The sequence below is a fragment of the Rhodococcus sp. NPDC079359 genome (assembly GCF_040702585.1).
In the GTDB taxonomy this organism is placed as follows: Bacteria; Actinomycetota; Actinomycetes; order Mycobacteriales; family Mycobacteriaceae; genus Rhodococcoides.
In genome coordinates, this window is sequence record NZ_JBFBLH010000001.1 from 186,695 (window position 1) to 207,594 (window position 20,900).

General features: G+C 65.8%; 19 protein-coding genes. 18 read left to right on the forward strand and 1 reads right to left on the reverse strand.

All coding sequences use genetic code 11. The annotated features are described in order from the left end of the window. Positions 1 to 11: 11 nt before the first annotated feature. The 10 genes from coaD (at position 12) to smc (ending at position 9,416) form a co-directional block, all read left to right on the forward strand. Complete coding sequence (coaD, locus tag AB0362_RS00900; RefSeq protein ID WP_094642224.1) at positions 12 to 500, forward strand: pantetheine-phosphate adenylyltransferase; 489 nt, start codon at positions 12 to 14, stop codon at positions 498 to 500. A gap of 119 nt (positions 501 to 619) precedes the next feature. Further along, on the forward strand, positions 620 to 1,411 hold the full coding sequence (locus tag AB0362_RS00905) for a DivIVA domain-containing protein (RefSeq protein ID WP_094642222.1): 792 nt from the start codon (positions 620 to 622) through the stop codon (positions 1,409 to 1,411). A gap of 91 nt (positions 1,412 to 1,502) precedes the next feature. After that, the gene (locus AB0362_RS00910; RefSeq protein ID WP_176460482.1) at positions 1,503 to 2,111 is read left to right on the forward strand and encodes a DUF177 domain-containing protein; all 609 of its coding nucleotides are present in this window, start codon (positions 1,503 to 1,505) and stop codon (positions 2,109 to 2,111) included. Next, positions 2,112 to 2,294 (forward strand): 50S ribosomal protein L32, encoded by a 183-nt coding sequence (gene rpmF / locus AB0362_RS00915; protein WP_032397784.1) that lies wholly within the window; start codon positions 2,112 to 2,114, stop codon positions 2,292 to 2,294. Between the two features lie 11 nt (positions 2,295 to 2,305). After that, a complete protein-coding gene (gene rnc / locus AB0362_RS00920) occupies positions 2,306 to 3,103 on the forward strand; it encodes a ribonuclease III (protein WP_269593610.1) in 798 nt (265 codons plus the stop codon). Further along, on the forward strand, positions 3,103 to 3,969 hold the full coding sequence (gene mutM / locus AB0362_RS00925; RefSeq protein WP_317809363.1) for a bifunctional DNA-formamidopyrimidine glycosylase/DNA-(apurinic or apyrimidinic site) lyase: 867 nt from the start codon (positions 3,103 to 3,105) through the stop codon (positions 3,967 to 3,969). Before rnc ends, mutM begins: the two co-directional genes overlap by 1 nt. 124 nt (positions 3,970 to 4,093) lie before the next feature. Continuing rightward, positions 4,094 to 4,522 (forward strand): OsmC family protein, encoded by a 429-nt coding sequence (locus AB0362_RS00930; protein WP_094642218.1) that lies wholly within the window; start codon positions 4,094 to 4,096, stop codon positions 4,520 to 4,522. Continuing rightward, positions 4,522 to 5,421 carry an SMP-30/gluconolactonase/LRE family protein gene (locus AB0362_RS00935; protein ID WP_317809364.1) on the forward strand — a complete coding sequence of 300 codons (900 nt, stop codon included), beginning with the start codon at positions 4,522 to 4,524 and terminating at the stop codon, positions 5,419 to 5,421. Before AB0362_RS00930 ends, AB0362_RS00935 begins: the two co-directional genes overlap by 1 nt. Continuing rightward, complete coding sequence (locus tag AB0362_RS00940) at positions 5,418 to 5,693, forward strand: acylphosphatase (RefSeq protein ID WP_149405555.1); 276 nt, start codon at positions 5,418 to 5,420, stop codon at positions 5,691 to 5,693. The genes AB0362_RS00935 and AB0362_RS00940 overlap by 4 nt, the downstream gene beginning before the upstream one ends. Positions 5,694 to 5,753: 60 nt before the next feature. After that, positions 5,754 to 9,416, forward strand: a complete 3,663-nt coding sequence (gene smc / locus AB0362_RS00945) for a chromosome segregation protein SMC (protein WP_317809366.1) — start codon at positions 5,754 to 5,756, stop codon at positions 9,414 to 9,416. A 16-nt stretch (positions 9,417 to 9,432) separates the two neighbouring features. Here the strand turns inward: smc and AB0362_RS00950 are convergent, their stop codons facing one another. Continuing rightward, complete coding sequence (locus AB0362_RS00950; protein ID WP_317784154.1) at positions 9,433 to 10,065, reverse strand: pyridoxamine 5'-phosphate oxidase family protein; 633 nt, start codon at positions 10,063 to 10,065, stop codon at positions 9,433 to 9,435. 95 nt (positions 10,066 to 10,160) lie between these two features. Here AB0362_RS00950 and ftsY point away from each other — a divergent pair, with 95 nt between their 5' ends. From ftsY to AB0362_RS00990, 8 genes are all read left to right on the forward strand, one after another. Beyond that, positions 10,161 to 11,579 carry a signal recognition particle-docking protein FtsY gene (ftsY, locus tag AB0362_RS00955; protein ID WP_317809368.1) on the forward strand — a complete coding sequence of 473 codons (1,419 nt, stop codon included), beginning with the start codon at positions 10,161 to 10,163 and terminating at the stop codon, positions 11,577 to 11,579. A gap of 202 nt (positions 11,580 to 11,781) precedes the next feature. Continuing rightward, complete coding sequence (locus tag AB0362_RS00960; protein WP_188078600.1) at positions 11,782 to 13,071, forward strand: ammonium transporter; 1,290 nt, start codon at positions 11,782 to 11,784, stop codon at positions 13,069 to 13,071. Between the two features lie 72 nt (positions 13,072 to 13,143). Continuing rightward, positions 13,144 to 13,482 (forward strand): P-II family nitrogen regulator, encoded by a 339-nt coding sequence (locus AB0362_RS00965; protein WP_019664269.1) that lies wholly within the window; start codon positions 13,144 to 13,146, stop codon positions 13,480 to 13,482. Continuing rightward, positions 13,472 to 16,003 (forward strand): [protein-PII] uridylyltransferase, encoded by a 2,532-nt coding sequence (locus AB0362_RS00970; protein ID WP_317809369.1) that lies wholly within the window; start codon positions 13,472 to 13,474, stop codon positions 16,001 to 16,003. Before AB0362_RS00965 ends, AB0362_RS00970 begins: the two co-directional genes overlap by 11 nt. A 272-nt stretch (positions 16,004 to 16,275) precedes the next feature. After that, positions 16,276 to 17,196, forward strand: coding sequence for a M23 family metallopeptidase (locus AB0362_RS00975; RefSeq protein WP_317809370.1), 921 nt, complete (start codon positions 16,276 to 16,278; stop codon positions 17,194 to 17,196). A gap of 127 nt (positions 17,197 to 17,323) precedes the next feature. Continuing rightward, positions 17,324 to 18,883, forward strand: coding sequence for a signal recognition particle protein (gene ffh / locus AB0362_RS00980; RefSeq protein WP_317809371.1), 1,560 nt, complete (start codon positions 17,324 to 17,326; stop codon positions 18,881 to 18,883). Between the two features lie 17 nt (positions 18,884 to 18,900). Then, positions 18,901 to 20,007, forward strand: a complete 1,107-nt coding sequence (locus AB0362_RS00985) for an amidohydrolase family protein (RefSeq protein WP_317809468.1) — start codon at positions 18,901 to 18,903, stop codon at positions 20,005 to 20,007. Beyond that, positions 20,004 to 20,834, forward strand: coding sequence for a type II CAAX endopeptidase family protein (locus AB0362_RS00990; protein WP_317809373.1), 831 nt, complete (start codon positions 20,004 to 20,006; stop codon positions 20,832 to 20,834). Before AB0362_RS00985 ends, AB0362_RS00990 begins: the two co-directional genes overlap by 4 nt. The last annotated feature ends 66 nt before the right edge of the window (positions 20,835 to 20,900 follow it).

Sequence of the window (20,900 nt, forward strand, 5' to 3'; positions counted from 1 at the left end):
GGTTCGCGGGCATGACTGGCGCACTCTGCCCTGGATCCTTCGACCCGGTGACCAACGGTCACCTCGACATCTTCGAGCGCGCAGCGGCCGCCTTCGACGAGGTGGTGGTCACGGTGATGGTGAACAAGAGCAAGAAGGGCATGTTCAGCATCGACGAGCGGATCGAGATGCTCGAGGTCGCCACGGAGCATCTGCCCAACGTCAGAATCGGTTCGTGGTACGGCTTGTTGGTCGATTATGCTCGGCAAGAAGGCTTTTCGGCGATCGTCAAAGGTCTGCGCAGTGCCAACGACTTCGATTACGAATTGCAGATGGCGCAGATGAACAGAACGTTGACCGGTGTGGACACGCTGTTTCTTCCGGCGAATCCTGCGCACAGCTTCCTGTCGAGTTCGTTGATCAAGGAGGTCGCGACCTTCGGGGGAGACGTCACCGGCATGCTGCCGCCGTTCGTTCAGGACCGACTGCTGGCCCGTATCGCCGAGCGGGCGGCAGACTAGTTCCAAGAGCGACACACCGGGCCGGTATAGCGCAGACGCGCGCGTCGGCGGGCAGACTGGGTAGCGCAGCACTGCGAGTGAAGACCGCGCAGTGGCAGATTCGACGATTGGGGTAACCGGTGTACCGCGTATTCGAGGCGCTCGACGAGCTCGTCGCCATTGTCGAGGAGGCGCGCGGCGTTCCGATGACTGCCGGGTGTGTCGTCCCTCGCGGCGACGTCCTGGAACTGCTCGACGACGTCCGAGACGCCATCCCCGGCGAGCTGGACGACGCCCAGGACGTACTGGATCATCGCGACAAGCTCGTCGGCGATGCCAGGGCCACTGCAGAGAAGACGGTGAGCACCGCCAATGCCGAGGCCCAGGACACCGTCGAGAACGCCAGGGATTCGGCCGATCGCATTCTCGCCGACGCCAAGGCTCAGGCGGATCGCATGGTGTCCGAGGCGTCGGCGCACGCCGACCAGCTCGTGGCCGATGCCGAGGCAGAAGCAGAGCGCACGGTGCTGGAAGGCCAGCGTGAGTACGAGGCACTGACCGTTCGCGCCCGCACCGAAGCCGATCGGATGATCGAGTCCGGTACGGCGTCGTACGAGCGGTCGGTCGCAGACGGCACCGCCGAACAGAACCGTCTCGTGTCGGAAACCGAGGTCGTTCAGGCGGCCCACGCCGAGTCGGCTCGGGTGATCGACAGCGCGCACGCCGAATCCGATCGGATGCGCAGCGAGTGCGACGTCTACGTCGACACCAAACTGGCAGAGTTCGAGGAGTTCCTCAGCGGCACCATCCGTTCGGTCGGCCGTGGGCGTCAGCAACTGCGAACCGGCTCGGGTGTACCGGAATACGGCAGCGAGCCGTACGGCGAATCGGCGTACGGAAGCCCGGAGCAGGGGCGTCGCAGCCGCCACTGAACGGCAGCAATTTGCCCTCGTATGCGTGTATGCGTATCGTTGTGAGGTTGCTTACCGACAGTAGGCATACCGACAGTAAGGAAGATCAGCCGTGCCCCCGCCCAAGAGAACGACCCGTCCGGAATTGGACGACGGATTCGTTCTGGACATTCTCAACCTCGGTCGTCGACCCGGGTCGACGAAGGCCATCGAGCGGACGGTTCCGGCTCCTTCCCGAATCGGCCTCGATGCCATTGCCATCGAAGCCGGTGTACCGGTCTCGCTCGATCTGCAGTTGCAGGCGGTCTCGGAGGGCGTTCTCGTCACCGGCTCCGTACGAGCAGCCACGGCCGGAGAGTGCACACGGTGCCTCGACCCGGTCAGTGGCAACGTCGACGTCTACCTGACCGAGTTGTTCGCTTACCCGAACAGCATCACCGAGGAGACCACCGATGCGGACGAGATTCACCGCATCGCCGACGACCTGATAGACCTCGAACCCGTCATCGTCGACGCGGTCGGTCTGGAGCTTCCACTCCACCCCGTCTGCAGTGACGAGTGCGAGGGATTGTGCCCAGAATGCGGCGTTCGCCTGGCGATTGCTGAATCCGGCCACTCTCACGATACAATTGATCCTCGCTGGGCTGGTCTTGCAGCCAAATTTGGCGTGGATCCAGAACCGAGCACAGAACTTGTGAACAACGAAGCCGAGGAGAAGTAAGTGGCTGTCCCGAAGCGCAAAATGTCGCGTTCCAACACGAGGTCGCGTCGTGCACAGTGGAAAACCACTGCGCCCACCCTCGTGACGTGCCCCAACCGCGGTTGTGGCGAGAAGACTCTGCCCCACATCGCGTGCCCCTCGTGCGGCACCTACAAGGGCCGCCAGGTCGTCGCAGCGGTCTGATCTCCGCTTACGTGACACACGAAGTAGTGGATCGGCACAACAGCGGTTCACAGAAGAATAGCTCCACTGCCGCCAGCGGCGGGGACGACCGAGAGTCGCTCCTCGCCGCTATCGGTGTCTCTCTGTCGGAACCGTTGTTGACTTTGGCTCTGACGCACCGATCGTTCGCGTACGAGCACGGTGGTCTGCCCACCAACGAGCGTCTCGAGTTCCTGGGGGACTCCGTCCTCGGTCTTGCTGTGACCGAGCATCTCTACGCGGTGCACCCCGCGAAGTCCGAAGGTCAACTGGCCAAGATCAGGGCGAGCGTGGTCAACATGCATGCCCTGGCCGAGGTCGCGCGTGGACTCGGCGACGGCGGGCTGGGTCGCCACCTGCTGTTGGGCAAAGGTGAGGAGCAGACCGGTGGACGCGACAAGCCGAGCATCCTTGCCGACGGCATGGAATCGTTGCTCGGTGCAATCCACCTGCAGCACGGCATCGACGTTGCGCGCACCGTCGTTCTGACGTTGTTCGCAGGCCTCCTCGACCGGGCTCCCAAGCTCGGTGCAGGACTGGACTGGAAGACGAGCCTGCAGGAATTGACCGCCGAACGTGCACTCGGCGTTCCCGCGTACGAAATCTCGTCCACAGGGCCCGATCACGACAAGGAATTCACCGCGACCGTGCTGGTCGGTGGATTCCCCCGCGGCGTCGGTATCGGCCGATCGAAGAAGGAAGCCGAACAGAAGGCTGCCAGTCTGGCGTGGAATGCGTTGTCGGACAACGACACTGCGATTCCGGCCGAGTCGGCCCCAGACCCTTCCTGATGCCGGAACTACCCGAGGTCGAGGTCGTCAGACTCGGTCTGGAATCTCATGTCGTCGGCAGAACGATGCGGTCGGTGGAGGTATTGCACCCCCGCGCCGTGCGGCGTCACGATCTCGGTGGTCTCGATCTGATCGGCCAGTTGCGCGGTCAACGCATCTCCTCCGCTCGACGGCGCGGAAAATACCTCTGGCTGGTGATGGAACCCGGCGATTTCGCGACCGTCGTGCATCTGGGTATGAGCGGCCAGATGCTGGTGCAGCCGCCGTCCGCCCCGGACGAGAAGCACCTGCGGATTCGTGCTCGACTCGACGACGGCACCGATCTGCGCTTCGTGGATCAGCGCACGTTCGGCGGCTGGGCACTCGCCCCGATCGTCACCGTGGACGGCACAGAGGTACCCGAACCGGTCGCACACATTGCCCGCGACCCGATCGATCCACTGTTCGACGCCGAATCGGTGGTGAACGTGTTGCGCGGCAAGCACACCGAGATCAAGCGGGCACTCCTCGATCAGACCGTGCTGTCGGGCGTTGGCAACATCTATGCCGACGAGGCGCTGTGGCGTGCGAAGATCCACGGCAATCGAATCGCGGAGACTCTGACACGGCCGGCGCTGCGGCGCCTTCTCACAGCGGTGCACGCGGTGATGGGCGAGGCCTTGGCACAGGGCGGAACCTCGTTCGACGCGCTGTACGTGAACGTCAACGGTCAATCCGGCTACTTCGATCGATCCCTCGACGCCTACGGGCAGGAGGGCCTGCCCTGCTCGCGATGCGGAGCCCCGATCAGACGCGAGAAGTTCATGAACCGCTCGTCGTTCAGCTGCCCCACGTGCCAGCCGCGACCCCGACACGTGCGCGGCTGACCGGACGCAGGTCATTCCGCGGGCTCCACTCCTGTCCGAATAGGTCATTCCGCAGGCTCCACTCCTGTCCGAATAGGTCATTCCGCAGGCTCCACTCCTGAGCGGCCCGCCTAGTATTTCGGTCATGGCAGAACAGAGCACGCCGACCAACCTCTGGGTCGAGCGCACAGGCACACGTCGTTACACCGGCCGCAGCTCGCGAGGAGCCGAAGTGCTCATCGGGTCCGAGTCGGTCGAGGGCGTCTTCACCCCCGGCGAGCTGCTCAAGATCGCCCTCGCAGCGTGCACCGGGATGAGCTCGGACCTACCGCTCTCGCGTCGACTGGGAGACGACTACTCCGCCACCGTCGAGGTGTCGGGTGCCGCAGATCGGGAGAACGAGCTGTACCCGGAACTGAACGAAATTCTTCGGGTCGACCTCAGCGAAATGGACCCCGAGGCACAGGAGCGTCTGCTCACGGTCGTCCAGCGCGCCATCGACAAGGTGTGCACGGTAGGCCGGACCCTGAAGGCCGGCACGACTGTCACCCTGGACATCGACGTGGACGCCTGATGAAAGCCAGAGCAGCCGTGGTCGTCACGGGTCTGCTCCTCGGCGCGGCGACCGCCCTGGCTCCCACCTCGGAGGCGTCGAGCACCTGCAGTCCGTGGTCGGTGAGCACGGTGGCGTCGGGATTCGGGATGCTAGAGAATCTGGAGTTCGACGGCCGCGGTTCGATGATCGTCTCCGAGACCTCTCCCATCGGACCCGGCGCTCTGCGTACCGTGGCTCCGAACGGTGACCGGGGCACACTCGTTGCCGACGTCGATTCGCCGGGCGGACTAAGCGCCGACGGTGACACGCTGTACTTCACGACCGGAAACAGCGCTGCCGCAGGACTTTTCGATATGCGAACCGGCACCGTCGACACGATCGATCTCGGTACCGGGGTTCGGTCGACGTACGCGTCGGGTCTGGCGATGCCCAACGGGCTGACGCGATCGGAGGCCGGCGATCTGTTCACCACCCGGAACCTGGGTGCCGCTGCAGGACTGACCCGGATCGCGACCGATCGCACCGTGTCGACGGTACGTACGGACGTGGGAACGGCCAACGGAGTCGGCATCGGCGGCGGAAAGATGTACGTGGCCAACACGTTCGATCTCGAGACGACGCTCACCGTGCTCGACGAGAACAATCCGTCCGGACCCTCCGAGCGCATTCGCATCGACGGCGTCGGACCGCTCACGATGTCGGACGACCTGACCGTCGGCGACGACGGAACGGTCTATCTCGCACAGAATCTCGCCGGCAGGGTAGTTCGTATCGATCCCGAATCCGGAGCGTCCTGCGTGATAGCCACCGGTGTTCCGCTGACCTCGTCGGTAGCCTTCGGCGGGGTCGGATTCGACGAGACGGCTTTGTACGCCACCAGTTTCGACGGAACCGTCCGAAAGTTGGCTCGCTCGTGAGCGAAGAACGGCTGACGGCGTGGGTGCACGGGCTCGTTCAGGGCGTCGGGTTCCGGTGGTGGACGCGCTCGCGCGCCCTCGAACTCGGACTGGTCGGTCACGCGACCAACCACGCGGACGGACGGGTCCTGGTGATAGCGGAGGGCCCACGTGAGCGTCTCGAGGCACTGCTGGCCTTGCTCCGAGGCGATCGGACGCCGGGCACGGTCACGCTCGTCGTGGAGAGTTGGGACACCGCCCGCGGAGATCTGACGGGCTTCGTCGAACGCTGATCGCCCGTTGCGGACGGCTCGGCGCACATCGCTGCGTACTACCGGTAAAGTACGGACGCTATGTATCTCAAGAGTCTGACGCTGAAGGGCTTCAAGTCCTTTGCTTCGGCGACGACTCTGCGTTTCGAGCCGGGAATCACCTGTGTCGTCGGCCCCAACGGCTCGGGTAAATCCAATGTCGTGGATGCCCTGACCTGGGTGATGGGTGAACAGGGTGCCAAGGCGTTGCGCGGCGGGAAGATGGAAGATGTCATCTTCGCGGGCACCTCGGGGCGGGCCCCGCTGGGCCGCGCAGAGGTCACTCTGACGATCGACAATTCCGATGGCGCACTTCCGATCGATTACTCCGAGGTCTCCATCACTCGGCGTATGTTCCGCGACGGCGCGGGCGAGTACGAGATCAACGGCAGTTCGTGCCGTTTGATGGACGTCCAGGAACTGCTCAGCGACTCCGGTATCGGCCGCGAGATGCACGTGATCGTGGGGCAGGGTCGGCTCGCAGCGATCCTGGAATCGCGGCCCGAGGACCGGCGAGCCTTCATCGAAGAAGCAGCCGGGGTACTCAAGCACCGCAAGCGCAAGGAAAAGGCCGTCCGCAAGCTCGACGCGATGCAGGCCAACCTGGCGCGGTTGACCGACCTGACGACCGAATTGCGCCGCCAACTCAAGCCTCTCGGCAGGCAGGCCGAGGTTGCGCGCCGCGCGCAGACCGTCCAGGCCGACCTACGCGATGCCCGATTGCGACTGGTGGCCGACGATCTGGTGGCCAGGCGCGAGGAATTCGCGAACCAGACCCAAGACGAGGAAGCGGCACGCGAGCAGTACGCGATGGTGCAGGACGCCCTCGAAGCCGGCTCGGTGGCACTCGGCGAACACGAGCAGGCCGTCGCCCGGCTGACCCCCAGTGCCGAAGCGGCCGGGCAGACGTGGTTCCGCCTGTCGGCCCTGGCCGAGCGCGTCAACGCGACGGTGCGCATCGCACACGAACGGGCTCGGCATCTCGACGCCGTTCGATCCACCGGTCGAGGGCAGGACCCGGACGAGCTCGAAGCGCAGGCCGAGCGGGTCGCCGAAGAAGAGATGGAACTCGTCGAAGCAGTCGAGATGGCACGTGAAACCCTCGAGGCGGCACGCGAGCAGCTGGCCGAGCGCGAAGCTGCCGCTGCGGCCGCCGAGCGCGCCCACCTCGCCGCTGTACGCGCGGTGGCCGACCGGCGCGAAGGGTTCGCTCGCCTGTCCGGCCGAGTCGACACCTTCCGAACCAAGGTCGAGTCGATCGACTCGGAGGTGGCGCGCTTGTCGGTGGCCATCGACGAGGCCCGAGAGCGCGGCGAATCGGCTCAGCGTGAGTTCGAGAGCGTGCAGGATCAGATCGGCACGCTCGACGCGAGTGAACTGAGCCTCGACACCCATTACGAACGCGCCGTTGCCGCGCTGCGACATGCCGACGCCCGAGTGACGGAGCTGCAGGCAGAAGAACGCATCGCGGGCAAGAGGGTCGCGTCGTTCGAGGCCAGGATCGAGGCGCTCACGATGGGCCTCGAACGCAAGGACGGTGCCGGGTGGCTGGTGGAGAACCAGCAGGACGGCCTGTCCGGCCTGCTCGCCGGCCATCTCACGGTCGAGCCTGGATACGAGGTCGCGGTGGCAGTGGCCATGGGTCCGGCCGCCGATGCCGCACACGCCGAATCGTTCGACGCCGCGCGGGATGCCGTGCTGGCGCTGCGTGCGGCCGACGGCGGGCGCGCGTCCATCGTGCACGGCAGTGTCGCTGCAGCGCAGTCGTTTTCACGTCCGGAACTGCCGGACGGCGCTCGATGGGTGCTGGACCTGATCGAGTATCCGGACCGGTTGGCCGGAGCCATGGCGGCCCTGCTCGACGGTGTGGTCGCCGTCGAATCGCTCGACGCTGCACACAGTCTCGTCTCCGATTCCGGTGATCTGCGTGCGGTCACCAAGGACGGCGACGTCGTCGAACCCGGCTGGGTCACCGGCGGCTCGGATCGTCGTCCGAGCACCCTCGAGGTGCAGTCGGCCATCGACACGTCCACCGTGGAGTTGGCGGCGGCAGTCCGCCGCGCGGAGGAACTCGACGCAGCGCTGTCGGGAGCGTTGGACGAACAACGGGACCGGCGCGAATCGGCCGAGCAAGCGCTCGCGGCGCTCAACGAATCCGATGCTGCCATGGCAGCGGTGTACGAGCAGTTGGGCCGATTGGGTCAACTGGCGCGTTCGGCGCATGCCGAGTCGGCGCGATTGACGACGCAGCGTAGCTCTGCCGAGGCCAGCCGAGAAGAAGCGATTGCGCGGCTGGCCGAGCTCGAGGAAAGTCTGCGGACGGCCGAGGACGAACAGTCGGGTTTCGCGGGAGACGGCGAGAGCAGTGACGCAGCCACCACGATGGAACGGGAGATGGCGGCAGCGGCACTGACCGAAGTGCGTGCCGTCGAGGTCGAAGCTCGGTTGAACGTGCGGACCGCCGAAGAGCGCGCACAGTCCGTGCGCGGCAAGGCGGATTCGCTTCGACGGGCGGCGCGAGCCGAGCGTGAGGCCAGGGCGCGAGCCGAGCGTGAGAGCGCGGCGCGTCGGCATGCGGCCGCAGTGGCGGCGGCGGTCGGAGAATCCGGCGAGGAAGTCGCCGCGCGGTTGGCCACGGTCGTGGCAGCCGCTGCACGGAGGCGAGACGAGCTCTCAGCCGAACGTGCAACGCGCACAATCGAACTCGACAAGGTGAAGGAGCAGGTTCGAGCCCTGCAGGGGCAGCTGGCGTCGATCACCGACGCCGTGCACCGGGACGAGGTGGCCCGCGCCCAGGCCGCGCTGCGGATCGAACAACTCGAGACGACGATTCTCGAGCAACACGGCATCGGCCTCGACGATCTGGTGGCCGAGTACGGGCCCGACGTGGCCCTGCCACCCACCGAACTCGAGATGGCCGAGTACGAGGCAGCCAAGGAGCGGGGCGAGCAGGTGGTGGCACCTGCCCCGATGCCGTTCGACCGCGCCACTCAGGAGCAGCGCGCCAAACGCGCCGAGCGTGACCTCGCGACACTCGGCAAGGTGAACCCGCTCGCTCTCGAGGAGTTCGCCGCCCTCGAGGAACGCTACAACTTCCTGTCCACCCAGCTCGAAGACGTCAAGTCCGCGCGCAAGGACCTGCTCGGCGTGGTCGCCGACGTCGACGAACGGATTCTGCAGGTCTTCACGGAGGCCTGGCTCGACGTCGAACGAGAATTCACCGGGGTGTTCGCCAAGCTTTTCCCCGGCGGCGAAGGACGACTGATCCTGACCGACCCGTCGGACATGCTCACCACCGGAATCGAGGTCGAGGCCCGCCCACCCGGCAAGAAGGTCAAGCGGCTCTCGCTGCTCTCCGGTGGCGAGAAATCACTGACCGCGGTGGCCATGCTGGTGGCCATCTTCCGCGCCCGACCGTCACCGTTCTACGTCATGGACGAGGTCGAGGCAGCACTGGACGACACCAACCTGCGTCGACTGATCGGACTGTTCGAGCAGCTCCGCGAGAAGTCGCAGTTGATCGTCATCACGCACCAGAAACCGACGATGGAAGTGGCCGACGCGCTGTACGGCGTCAGCATGCGCGGCGACGGAATCACCACGGTCATCTCGCAGCGGTTGAACCGAGAACGCGTCGCAGTGGACGCAGTACAGCCGGACCCCACCGAGCCGGATGCGGTCGCTGAATCCGACACCGTCTCCTGAGCAGCGTCCTCCGTGGCTACTGCTTCGGGTAGAGCTGTTCGGCGTAGGACGGACCGTAGTACTCCCGCAGTTCCTCCACCGTTTCGGGAGCCTGAGGAATCAACGCTTTCGTCAGCGTCGCGACGTCGGGGATGGCGTCGGCATCCCAGGTCTCGGGCTGCCACAGCTTTGACCGCATGAACGCCTTCGCGCAGTGATGGAACACCTGCTCGATGTCGACGACCAGACACATGATCGGGCGGTGGCCCTTGACCTGCAGTTCGTCGAAGAACGGGGCGTCGGTGACCAGGGAAGCGCGACCGTTGACGCGGAGGGTGTCACCGCGACCGGGGACGAAGAAGTTCAGCCCGACGAACGGGTTCTCGACGATGTTGCGATAGCCGTCCATCCGGCGGTTGCCCGGCCGTTCGGCGAGAGCGATCGTGGCGTCGTCGAGGACGTGCACCAGGCTGCCGGGCGGATCACCCTTGGGCGAAACGTCGCATCGCCCGCTCGCGTCCGAGGTCCCGATGAGGCAGAACGGTGAGGCAGCGAGCCACTGCACGTCCAGAGGGTGCAGCGTGCGCCGGTCCTTGTTGGCGGCTCGGAAGCTCGGCTCTCCGAACATCTCGGTCAGTTCGGCGGCGTCGCGCACCGTGGTCCACTCCATGACCGTGAATGCTATCGACACGGACTTGCGGGCGGGAAGCGCATTTTCACGGTCGGTGCACCACCGGTGACGAACGAACGCGATCGCCTGAGAGGATGTTCCACGTGAGTAACCAAGCGTGGATCATCGTCGCGGCGATCGCTGCCGTCCTGCTCGTCGTCCTCGTCGTCGGGCTGGTTCTCTCCCGTCGCCGGAGAGTGTCCCTCAAGTCGGACGAGGCAGCGCGAATCGAGGGCGCGGCCACCAAGGACAAATCCGGTGGGTACACCGCGGGCAGCGGCTTCTCGTTCAGTCAGGGAACGGCGACAGCCGAGCCTGTTGCCCCGAAGGCCCCCGAGCCCGAGCCGAAGCCGGTCGTGCCGAAGCCTGCCGAGCCGAAGCCGGTCGAGAACATCCCCGTCGAGTCCACGCCGGTCGAGCGGCCGCCGGTGGTACCGACGCCTGAACCGGTCGAATCGGAGACCGTCTGGATCGAACCGGAGGTGTCCGAGCCGGAGGCCCCGGCAACCGATGCCACCGTCGAAGATCCCGTAGCGCCCGAGCCCTCGGTGGCCGACACCGTTGCTCCCGCGCCTCGCCGCTTGGACACCATCGAACCGACCGAGGGACGACTCGACCGTCTCCGTGGCCGGCTGGCACGATCTCAGTCGGCTGTGGGCAAGAGCCTGCTCGGCCTTCTCGGCGGCGGCGATCTGGACGAGGACTCGTGGGAAGAGGTCGAGGACACCCTCCTGATCGCCGATATAGGTTCTGCCACCACCGCGGAGCTCATGCGGACGCTGCGTGAGCAGATGGCGGCGCGCAGTATTCGCACCGAAGCCGACGCCAGGGCTCTGCTGCGCGAGATCCTCGTTGCGCAGCTGCACCCCGAGTTCGATCGTTCGATTCGCGCGCTGCCGCACGACGGCGCGCCCGCGGTGTTGCTGGTGGTGGGGGTCAACGGAACCGGCAAGACCACGACCACCGGCAAACTGGCTCGCGTGCTGGTCGCGGACGGGCGGCGGGTGTTGCTCGGTGCCGCCGACACGTTCCGCGCAGCTGCGGCCGATCAGCTGCAGACCTGGGCCGAGCGAGTGGGTGCAGAGGTGGTTCGCGGCAAGGAGGCCGCGGATCCGGCCGCTGTCGCGTTCGACGCGGTGAGCAAGGGGATCGAGAACGGCGTCGATGTGGTTCTGATCGACACCGCGGGACGATTGCACACCAAATCGGGTCTGATGGACGAACTGAGCAAGGTCAAGCGAGTCGTCGAGAAGCGGGCCCACGTGGACGACGTTCTGCTCGTTCTCGACGCAACCGTGGGCCAGAACGGACTGACGCAGGCCCGTGTCTTCGCCGAAATCGTGAACATCACGGGAGTCGTGCTGACCAAGCTCGACGGAACCGCGAAGGGTGGCATCGTTTTTCAAGTGCAGCGTGAACTCGGAGTGCCCGTCAAGCTCGTCGGTCTCGGCGAGGGTGCCGACGATCTGGCACCGTTCGAGCCGGGTGCCTTCGTCGACGCGTTGCTGGGCTGATCTCGACTCGGGGGTAGTTCCCGAACCGGGGCAAAAGCACAAACGCCAGCACGAAACCTTTTTGCAACAGAATTCGGTCATGCGTTCACATGCCCGAAACACCCGAGTGTCACGGATGAAACTTCGTGAAACCACTCTTCTTGCGTAACGGCGCGCCAACCGGTGTGCAGGAGAATGGAGGGTGTACGTGAGTCCCGAGGATATGTTGGCCAACTCCGGCAACGCCGCGTGGATGCTGATGGCAGCATCGCTGGTACTGCTGATGACGCCGGGCTTGGCGTTCTTCTACGGCGGTATGTCGCAGTCGAAGTCCGTGTTGAACATGATGATGATGTCGTTCGGAGCAATGGCCGTCGTCTCGATCATCTACTTCCTGTGGGGATGGTCGATGTCCTACGGAACCCAGGACATCGGCGGTGTCTTCGCCAACCCGTTCGAGTTCTTCGGACTCAAGGATTCGATCACCGATGCCGACGGTAACTACATCGCCGGCGCATGGGGCTACGCCAACGTCATCGACGTGGCATTCCAGGTCACCTTCGCCATCATCACGGTCGCACTGATCAGCGGCTCGATCGCCGGTCGCGTCAAGTACGGCACCTGGCTCGCCTTCGCCGGCATCTGGGTCACCCTCGCGTACTTCCCGCTGGCCCACATGGTCTGGGGCGGCGGACTGCTCTCCGGATCCGAGAACGGTCTGGCGGCGATGATCTTCGGAACCACCGACGACGGTGAGGGCGGGCTCGTCGCCAACGTCGCTCCGATCGACTTCGCCGGTGGCACGGTCGTGCACATCAACGCCGGTATCGCCGGCCTGATTCTGGCGATCATCATCGGCAAACGCGCAGGCTTCGGCAAGGTCGCCTACCGCCCGCACAACCTTCCGTTCGTCATGCTCGGCGCAGCACTGCTGTGGTTCGGCTGGTTCGGATTCAACGCAGGATCCGCCTTCGCCGCCGACGGCATCGCCGGCGTGGCCTGGGTCAACACCACCGCCGCCACGGCAGCGGCGATCGTGGGCTGGCTCATCACCGAGCGTATCCGCGACGGCCATGCCACCAGCCTCGGCGCTGCCTCGGGCATCGTCGCCGGTCTGGTCGCCATCACCCCGGCCGCAGGCGCACTGACGCCGGTCGGTGCCATGATCCTCGGTGTCATCGCCGGTGTGCTCTCCGCACTCGCTGTCGGACTGAAGTTCAAATTCGGCTACGACGACTCGCTCGACGTCGTGGGCGTTCACCTCGTCGCAGGACTCTGGGGAACGATCGGAATCGGCTTCCTCGCATCCGAGACCGGCCTGTTCTACGGCGGCGACTACAAGCAGCTCGTCGTGCAGATCGTCATCGCACTGTTCGCGCTGGTCTTCACCGCCATCGTCACCGCCGTCATCGCGTTCGCGCTCAAGCCCCTCGGCTGGCGCGTCTCCGACGAAGAGGAGGCGAACGGCATCGACGAAGCCGAGCACGCTGAGACTGCATATGATTTCGCCTGACAAGGTAGAGATAGACGTGAACGCTGCACCGTACGACAACGGGCACTCGAGGTCTTGTGAAGGGAAGCAAAAATGAAGCTGATCACGGCAATCGTCAAACCGTTCACCCTGGAGGACGTCAAGACGGGGCTGGAGCAGGCCGGCGTACTCGGAATGACAGTCAGTGAAGTTCAGGGATACGGCCGCCAGAAGGGCCACACCGAGGTGTACCGAGGTGCGGAGTACTCCGTCGACTTCGTCCCGAAGGTCCGTGTCGAGGTAGTCGTCGACGACGCCGCTGTGGAGAAGGTCGTCGAGGTCATCGTCGAGGCTGCACGCACCGGCAAGATCGGTGACGGCAAGGTCTGGGTTTCCCCGGTCGACTCGGTCATCCGAGTCCGCACCGGAGAACGTGGCGCTGATGCACTCTGACCCCAAAGGGTCTCGGGCCGTGGGCCCCGGTTCTGGCGCGAAAGCGTCAGGATCGGGGCCTTCGGTCTCCATGGGCTCCGCATCGAAGGGCACGAGCGATGCTGCAGCAGATCTCGCTCGGGCCAGAAAACAATTGCTCGACGGCGGAACACGCAATCGTCGACTCGATGCACCCTCGCTTCGGCAGGCTCTGGTCGATCTCCACGAGTTCTGGCTGACCACCAAAGGTGCAGAGCTCGGGATCAAACCGGACTCCGGTTTCGCGATCGTCGCCGTGGGCGGTCTTGCTCGACGCGAACTGCTGCCGTATTCGGATCTGGACCTGATACTGCTGCACGACGATCTCGAACCACGCATCGTCTCCGATGTCGCCGACAAGCTCTGGTACCCGTTGTGGGACGCACACATCAAGCTCGACCACAGCGTGCGAACGGTGCCACAGGCGCTGCAGGTCGCCGCAGCCGACATGACGGCATCTCTCGGAATGCTCGAGGCGCGGCACATCGCCGGCGACGTCGAATTGAGCAACCTCCTCATCGGCGGCGTACGTCGCCAGTGGCGCAACGGTATTCGAGGGCGCTTCGACGAGCTGATCGAGCAGACCCGCGGGCGGTGGTCGCGCAGCGGTGAGATTGCACACCGCGCCGAACCCGATCTCAAGAGCGGCCGCGGAGGGCTGCGTGATGTTCAGTTGCTCGACGCCCTCTCCATCGCACAATTGACCGACGGCATGCCCGGTCTCGGACCCGAATCGCCCGGTGGCGGTTTGGCTTTCGCACACGGACGCCTGTTGGACGTGCGCACCGAACTGCACCGCGTCGCCGGTCGGGCACGGGATCAACTGCGCGCCCAGGATGCCGACGAGATCGGTGCCGCACTGCGGATCGGTGACCGCTTCGATCTCGCTCGCGTACTGAGCGATTCGGCCCGCACCATCAGCTACTCGGTCGACGTCGGACTGCGCACTGCCGGCAATTCGCTTCCTCGAAAGGGTCTTTCACGCCTCCGTCGAGTTCCGGTCCGGCGGCCGCTCGACGAGGGGGTCGTCGAACATGCCGGCGAAGTCGTTCTCGCCCGCGACGCTCGACCCAACAAGGACCCCGGCCTGATCATGCGCGTCGCCGCCGCCTCGGCGCAGACCGGAATGCCGATGTCGGCCTCGACCCTGAACCGACTGTCCGACAGTGCTCCCGAGCTCCGCGAACCCTGGCCGAAGGAAGCCCTCAACGATCTGCTCGTGTTGCTCGGATCGGGTCGCAAAGCCATCGCGGCCATCGAAGCTCTCGATCGAACCGGACTGTGGGGCAGACTCATTCCGGAGTGGGGCGCGGTACGCGATCTGCCACCGCGAGATGCCGTGCACACGTGGACAGTCGACCGGCACCTGGTCGAAACTGCCGCCTACGCAAGCGCATTGACCACCCGAGTTGCGCGTCCGGACCTGTTGGTGCTCGGCGCGCTGATCCACGACATCGGCAAGGGACGCGGCGGCGACCACAGCGTCGTCGGAGCCGATCTGGCCATCCAGATAGGCAACAGGCTCGGACTGTGGCCGTCCGACGTGGCACTGCTGACGTCGATGGTGAGATACCACCTGCTGCTGCCGGAGACCGCCACCAGACGCGACCTCGACGACCCCGCAACCGTGCAAGCCGTCGTCGACGCACTCGGTGCCGACACCATCCTGCTCGAGCTGCTCCACGCACTGGCCGAGGCGGATTCGCTCGCCACCGGACCGGGGGTGTGGGGCGATTGGAAGGCCTCGCTCATCCGCGAGCTCGTGCGCCGTTGCCGATTGGTGATGGCGGGGGAGAGTCTGCCCTCTCCGGATCCACTCGACCCTGCGCACGTCGAACTCGCAGCGCGGGGAGGCGTCCATGTCGACATCGCGCCGACCGACGGGCTGCACACCTTCGTCGTCACCGTCATCGCCCCCGACACGCCCGGGCTGCTCTCCGACGCCGCGGGAGTTCTCGCACTGCATTCGCTTCGCGTTCTTTCGGCCTCCCTCGGAAGTCACGAGGGATCGGCGATCAACTCGTTCGACGTCGCGCCGCTCTTCGGATCCCCGCCACAGGCCGGTCTGCTGCGGCAGGAAATCATCCGAGCCCAGGCCGGCGAACTCGACCTCGTCGCCGTGCTCGACGCCAAGGAACGCGACGCCAGAGCCGAAACCGTCGACGACGATTCCGAGGATTCTGCAGTCCCGGTTCTCTACGCCCAAGCCCCGCCTCGGGTGCTGTGGTTCGACGACAACGAACCGGGTCAGGTGGTGCTCGAGCTACGAGCAGAGGACCGGCTCGGTCTGCTCTGCCGACTGGCCAGTGCGATCGAACAGCAAGGATCGGACATCCGGTGGGCCCGCGTCTCGACCCTGGGTAGCTCGGTGGTCGACTCCTTCTGCATCGACCTTGCGGGAGCCGACAGCAGGGCGGTTCGCGAGGACCTCGAGCGCGCGATCCTCGCGGTGGTACCTGCCCCGGAACCACCCAAGCCCCCGGAAAAGCCCGAAGGCACCTGACCGCGGGTCGGAATGCGAGAGCAGACCGACTCGCGCTGGTGACTATTCACGAACTTCCGGCCACCGGGCCTGCCGCCGATGCCGATTTGTTACATTCGTCCCAGACGCAGAAACGACACTCTCGACCGTTCGAGCGACCTCCACACTGCTCGAACCACGTCGTTCCTGCAGGCTCCACACTGCTCGAACCACGTCGTTCCTGCAGGCTCCACACTGCTCGAACCGCGTCGTTCCTGCAGGCTCCACTCCTGATCTTTCGAGAGGCACCAACTGTGGGATCCCACCGACGGTCGACCGTCCACACACCGACCGACATCGCGGCACGTCCGACGAGCGGCAGACACCGCGCCGTACAGGACACACCCGACCTCGGGCGACGGGCGGCAACCATCGTCGCCGCGACGGGCGCGATCGTCGTCGGCGCCACGACGATGGGTGCCGGTACCGCAGGTGCCGCGCCGATCCCCGAGCCACCCGCAGCAGGACTGCCGTTCGCCGTACCGGAGGGTCTGCTGCCCGCGGGATTCGAGCTGCCCCAGTTCGAACTCCCGCAGTTCCTTCCCCCACAGTTCGCGCCACCGCCCGCACCGTCGCAGCCGGCACCGCCCGAGGCCGCGCCTGCCGCACCCGCGCCTGCTGCGGAACCGGCTCCGACCGCGGACCCCCTGGCTTCGTTCGGAGTCGCCGATCCCGGTGCCGCCGCCCAGCAATGGCTCGACGACGTCGGCCTGGGGCAGTTGGGTACGGAGTCTCCTCTCGACAGCCTGCGCTCGCTGAAGAAGGGCACAGTGCAGCCCGTGGCAGGAGTGTTGACGTCCAACTTCGGCTCGCGGTGGGGAACCCAGCACAGTGGCCTCGACATCGCGGCACCCATCGGAACGCCCATCTACGCCGCCGCTGACGGCACCGTGTCCGACGCAGGACCTGCATCCGGCTTCGGTCTCTGGGTCAAGGTGCGGCACGACGACGGCACCGAGACGGTCTACGGACACGTCAACGACTTCTCGGTTCAGCCCGGCCAGCGCGTGGCGGCCGGTGAGCAGATCGCAACCGTGGGCAACCGCGGCCAGTCGACGGGCCCGCATCTGCACTTCGAGGTCCACGATCCCTCCGGCGTCAAGGTCGACCCCGCGCAGTGGCTCGCGACGCGGGGAGTTGCAGTGACGTGGAACGATTCCGCGCGCCTGGCCTGACTCGACATCGCCACGTTCGACACGACAGTCGAACGCCCAAGAGACGACGCGGCGTGCTGCCGCTAGTGTGGTGACCGTGCCGGATTCGGCTCGTTTTCGGTGATCGGCTAGCTCAGGAGTGCAATCGGTGTTCGAATCCCTTTCCGACAGGTTGACCGGGACTCTCAAGGACCTGCGTGGCAAAGGTCGACTGTCCGACGCGGATATCGACGCCACCGCCCGTGAGATCCGTCTTGCCCTGCTCGAAGCGGACGTGGCACTGCCCGTCGTACGTGAGTTCATCAGCCGCATCAAGGCCCGGGCCAAGGGTGCCGAGGTCTCGGGCGCGCTCAACCCCGCCCAGCAGGTAGTCAAGGTCGTCAACGAGGAACTGGTCGGCATCCTCGGCGGCGAGACTCGCAGGCTCGTGTTCGCCAAGAACCCGCCAACGGTGATCATGCTCGCCGGTCTGCAGGGTTCGGGTAAGACGACGCTGGCGGGCAAGCTCGCGAAATGGCTCAAGGGCCAGGGCCACACGCCACTGCTCGTCGCGTGCGACCTCCAGCGTCCCGGTGCCGTGAGCCAGCTGCAGATCGTGGGCGAGCGCGCCGGTGCCGCCGTCTTCGCGCCGCATCCGGGCACGTCCATCGGTGGCGGCGACAATGCACTCGGAGTCTCGGCCGCGGATCCCGTCGAGGTCGCCCGGGCCGGCATCGCCGAGGCTCGAAGCAAGCAGTACGACGTGGTCATCGTCGACACCGCTGGTCGCCTCGGCATCGACACCGAGCTGATGAGTCAGGCCGCGGGAATTCGTGACGCGGTCCAGCCGCACGAGACTCTGTTCGTTCTCGACGCGATGGTCGGCCAGGATGCCGTCAGTACCGCCGAGGCGTTCCGTGACGGCGTCGGGTTCACCGGTGTCGTTCTCACCAAGCTCGACGGCGATGCTCGCGGCGGTGCCGCGCTGAGTGTCCGCGAGGTCACCGGCCAGCCGATCATGTTCGCGTCGACCGGTGAGAAGCTCGAGGACTTCGACGTCTTCCACCCCGATCGCATGGCCAGCCGCATCCTCGGCATGGGCGACGTGCTGAGCCTCATCGAGCAGGCCGAGCAGCACTTCGATGCCGAGCAGGCCGAGGCGACGGCCAACAAGATCGGCTCGGGGCAACTCACGCTCGACGACTTCCTCGAGCAGATGATGGCCGTCCGCAAGATGGGACCCATCGGAAACCTGCTGGGCATGCTGCCCGGTGCCGGGCAGATGAAAGAGCTCGCCAACGTCGACGAGAAACAACTCGACCGCGTGCAAGCGATCATCCGCGGCATGACGCCACAGGAGCGGAACGACCCGAAGATCATCAACGCGTCGCGTCGACTCCGTATCGCGAACGGCTCGGGCGTGAAGGTCTCCGACGTCAATCAGCTGGTCGACCGATTCTTCGAGGCGCGCAAGATGATGTCTGCGATGGCCGGTCGGATGGGAATGCCGGGCGCGCGCAAGCAGGTGCGGAACAACAAGAAGGGCAAGAAGGGCAAGAAGGGTGCACGCGGCCCGACGCAGCCGAAGATCCGCGGTGGATTCCCGGGCATGCCGGGCGGAATGCCTGCCGGAATGCCCGACCTGTCGTCCATGCCCAAGGGCCTCGACCAGTTGCCACCGGGGCTCGAAGGCATCGATCTGTCGCAGCTGAAACTACCCAAGAAGTAAGCGCGCACGTGTCGGCGATGCGGGTGCGGGGCCGCGGACTGCCGGACGGGTCCGAGATCGATCTGTGGATCGAGGGTGGCGTCCTGTCCACGGAGCCGATCGCGGATGCCGATCTCGTTCACGACGGCGGCTGGATTCTGCCCGGTCTGGTGGACGCCCACTGCCATGTGGGAATCGAGTACGGCGGGGGACACACCGACCTGATCGGGTCGATCCGCCAGGCCGAGACCGAGCGAGGCGTCGGCGCTCTGCTGTTGCGCGACGCCGGGTCTCCGGTCGACACGCGCGAGCTGGACGAACACGAGGACCTTCCCCGCATCATCCGAGCGGGCCGTCACATCGCATCACCCAAGCGCTACATCCCGGGTCTGGCAATCGACATCGAGGACGAATCGCAGCTGCCCGAGGCGGTGGCCCAACAGGCACGATTCGGCGATGGCTGGGTCAAGCTCGTCGGCGACTGGATCGATCGTTCGGTGGGAGATCTCCGACCGCTGTGGAACGACTCGATCCTCGTCGACGCCATCGCCGCTGCCCACGCCGAGGGCGCGCGGGTGACCGCACACGTCTTCGGTGAAGATGCCCTGCCCGGATTGATCGCGGCGGGAATCGATTGCATAGAACACGGCACCGGCCTGACCGACGAGACCGTCGAGATGATGGTCGATCACGGCACCGCACTGGTACCGACGCTGATCAACATCGAGACGTTCCCCGGCATCGCCGACTCCGCTACCCGGTATCCCGTCTACGCCCGGCACATGCGGGCGCTGCACGAACGCGTCGCCGATACCGTCGGACGAGCTCACGACGCAGGCATTCCGATCTACGCAGGCACCGACGCAGGCGGTTCGATCGCGCACGGTCGTATCGCCGACGAGGTCGCCGCACTCGCGGCCGTCGGACTCTCACCGACCGACGCACTCGGTGCCGCCTGCTGGGACGCCCGGTCGTGGCTGGGTCGACGGGGCCTCGAACATGGCGCGCCCGCCGATCTCGTCGTCTACTCCGAAGATCCGCGCGGAGGACCGGATGTGCTGTCCAACCCGGATCTGGTGATCCTTCGCGGACGAGTGACCGACCGGCGCGGCCGCACGACGAGTGCATCGACGGTCCCGGGGTGACCGACCCGGGTGACGGCGCAGGACGAGCCGATCCCGACCGCACCAGCTGGGCCGGTCTGGCTCCGATGAATCACGTTCATCAGCAAGGATCGGGACTGTCCGAAACCTACTGGCGCGCCGAGCAGGCCGCGCTCGAACGCAGACGCGGCCAACGGTGGGGACTGCCGGCCGCGGCGCTGGTGCTGGGGCTCAATCTGGCCGGATTCCTGGTGCTCGGCCTCGTCGTGACGTCGGACGCCTCGGCCGTCTTCGTGGTGGGCATCATGATCCCGAGCCTGCTCGCCACGGGAGTGGCGGTGGCCATCTCGAAGTCGCGGGGCAACGGCCCCGTCGTCGACTTCGGCCTCCCCAGATCCATCCCCGAATTTCTCGGGCACCTCCGATCCGGGTTGGCGTGGGGTGGCGTCGCCGTGGTCGGCGGCATAGTGCTGGCTCTGATTCTGTTGTCCCGTATCGAAGTCGGCGACCCGACGCCCCTCGGCACTGTCACGGATACGGCAGTCGGCTTGAAAATCGTTCTGGCCCTGTGGATTTGGCTCGGTGCACCGATCTGTGAGGAAACGATGTTCCGCGGCATGCTGTGGGGAGCGCTCGAGAAACGCACCCGCCCGATGCCGATGGCCTGGTTGGGCAACCGATGGGTGGTCCTGGCGATCACCGCGGTGTTGTTCGCGGTGTGGCACCGAGAGTGGTGGCGCCTGGTGGTGCTGCTGTGGGGAGGATTCGCAATCGGAATCGCTCGAATGCGTTCCGGTTCGATCGTCGCGTCGATCACGGCACACTCGTTGAACAACACCCTTCCTGCCCTGGTGGTCCTGCTCGCCTGACGGGAGTGGTTCTGCGGGCCCGATTCACCGATAGTGCGACCCGTCTGGCACAATGAACAGCTGTTC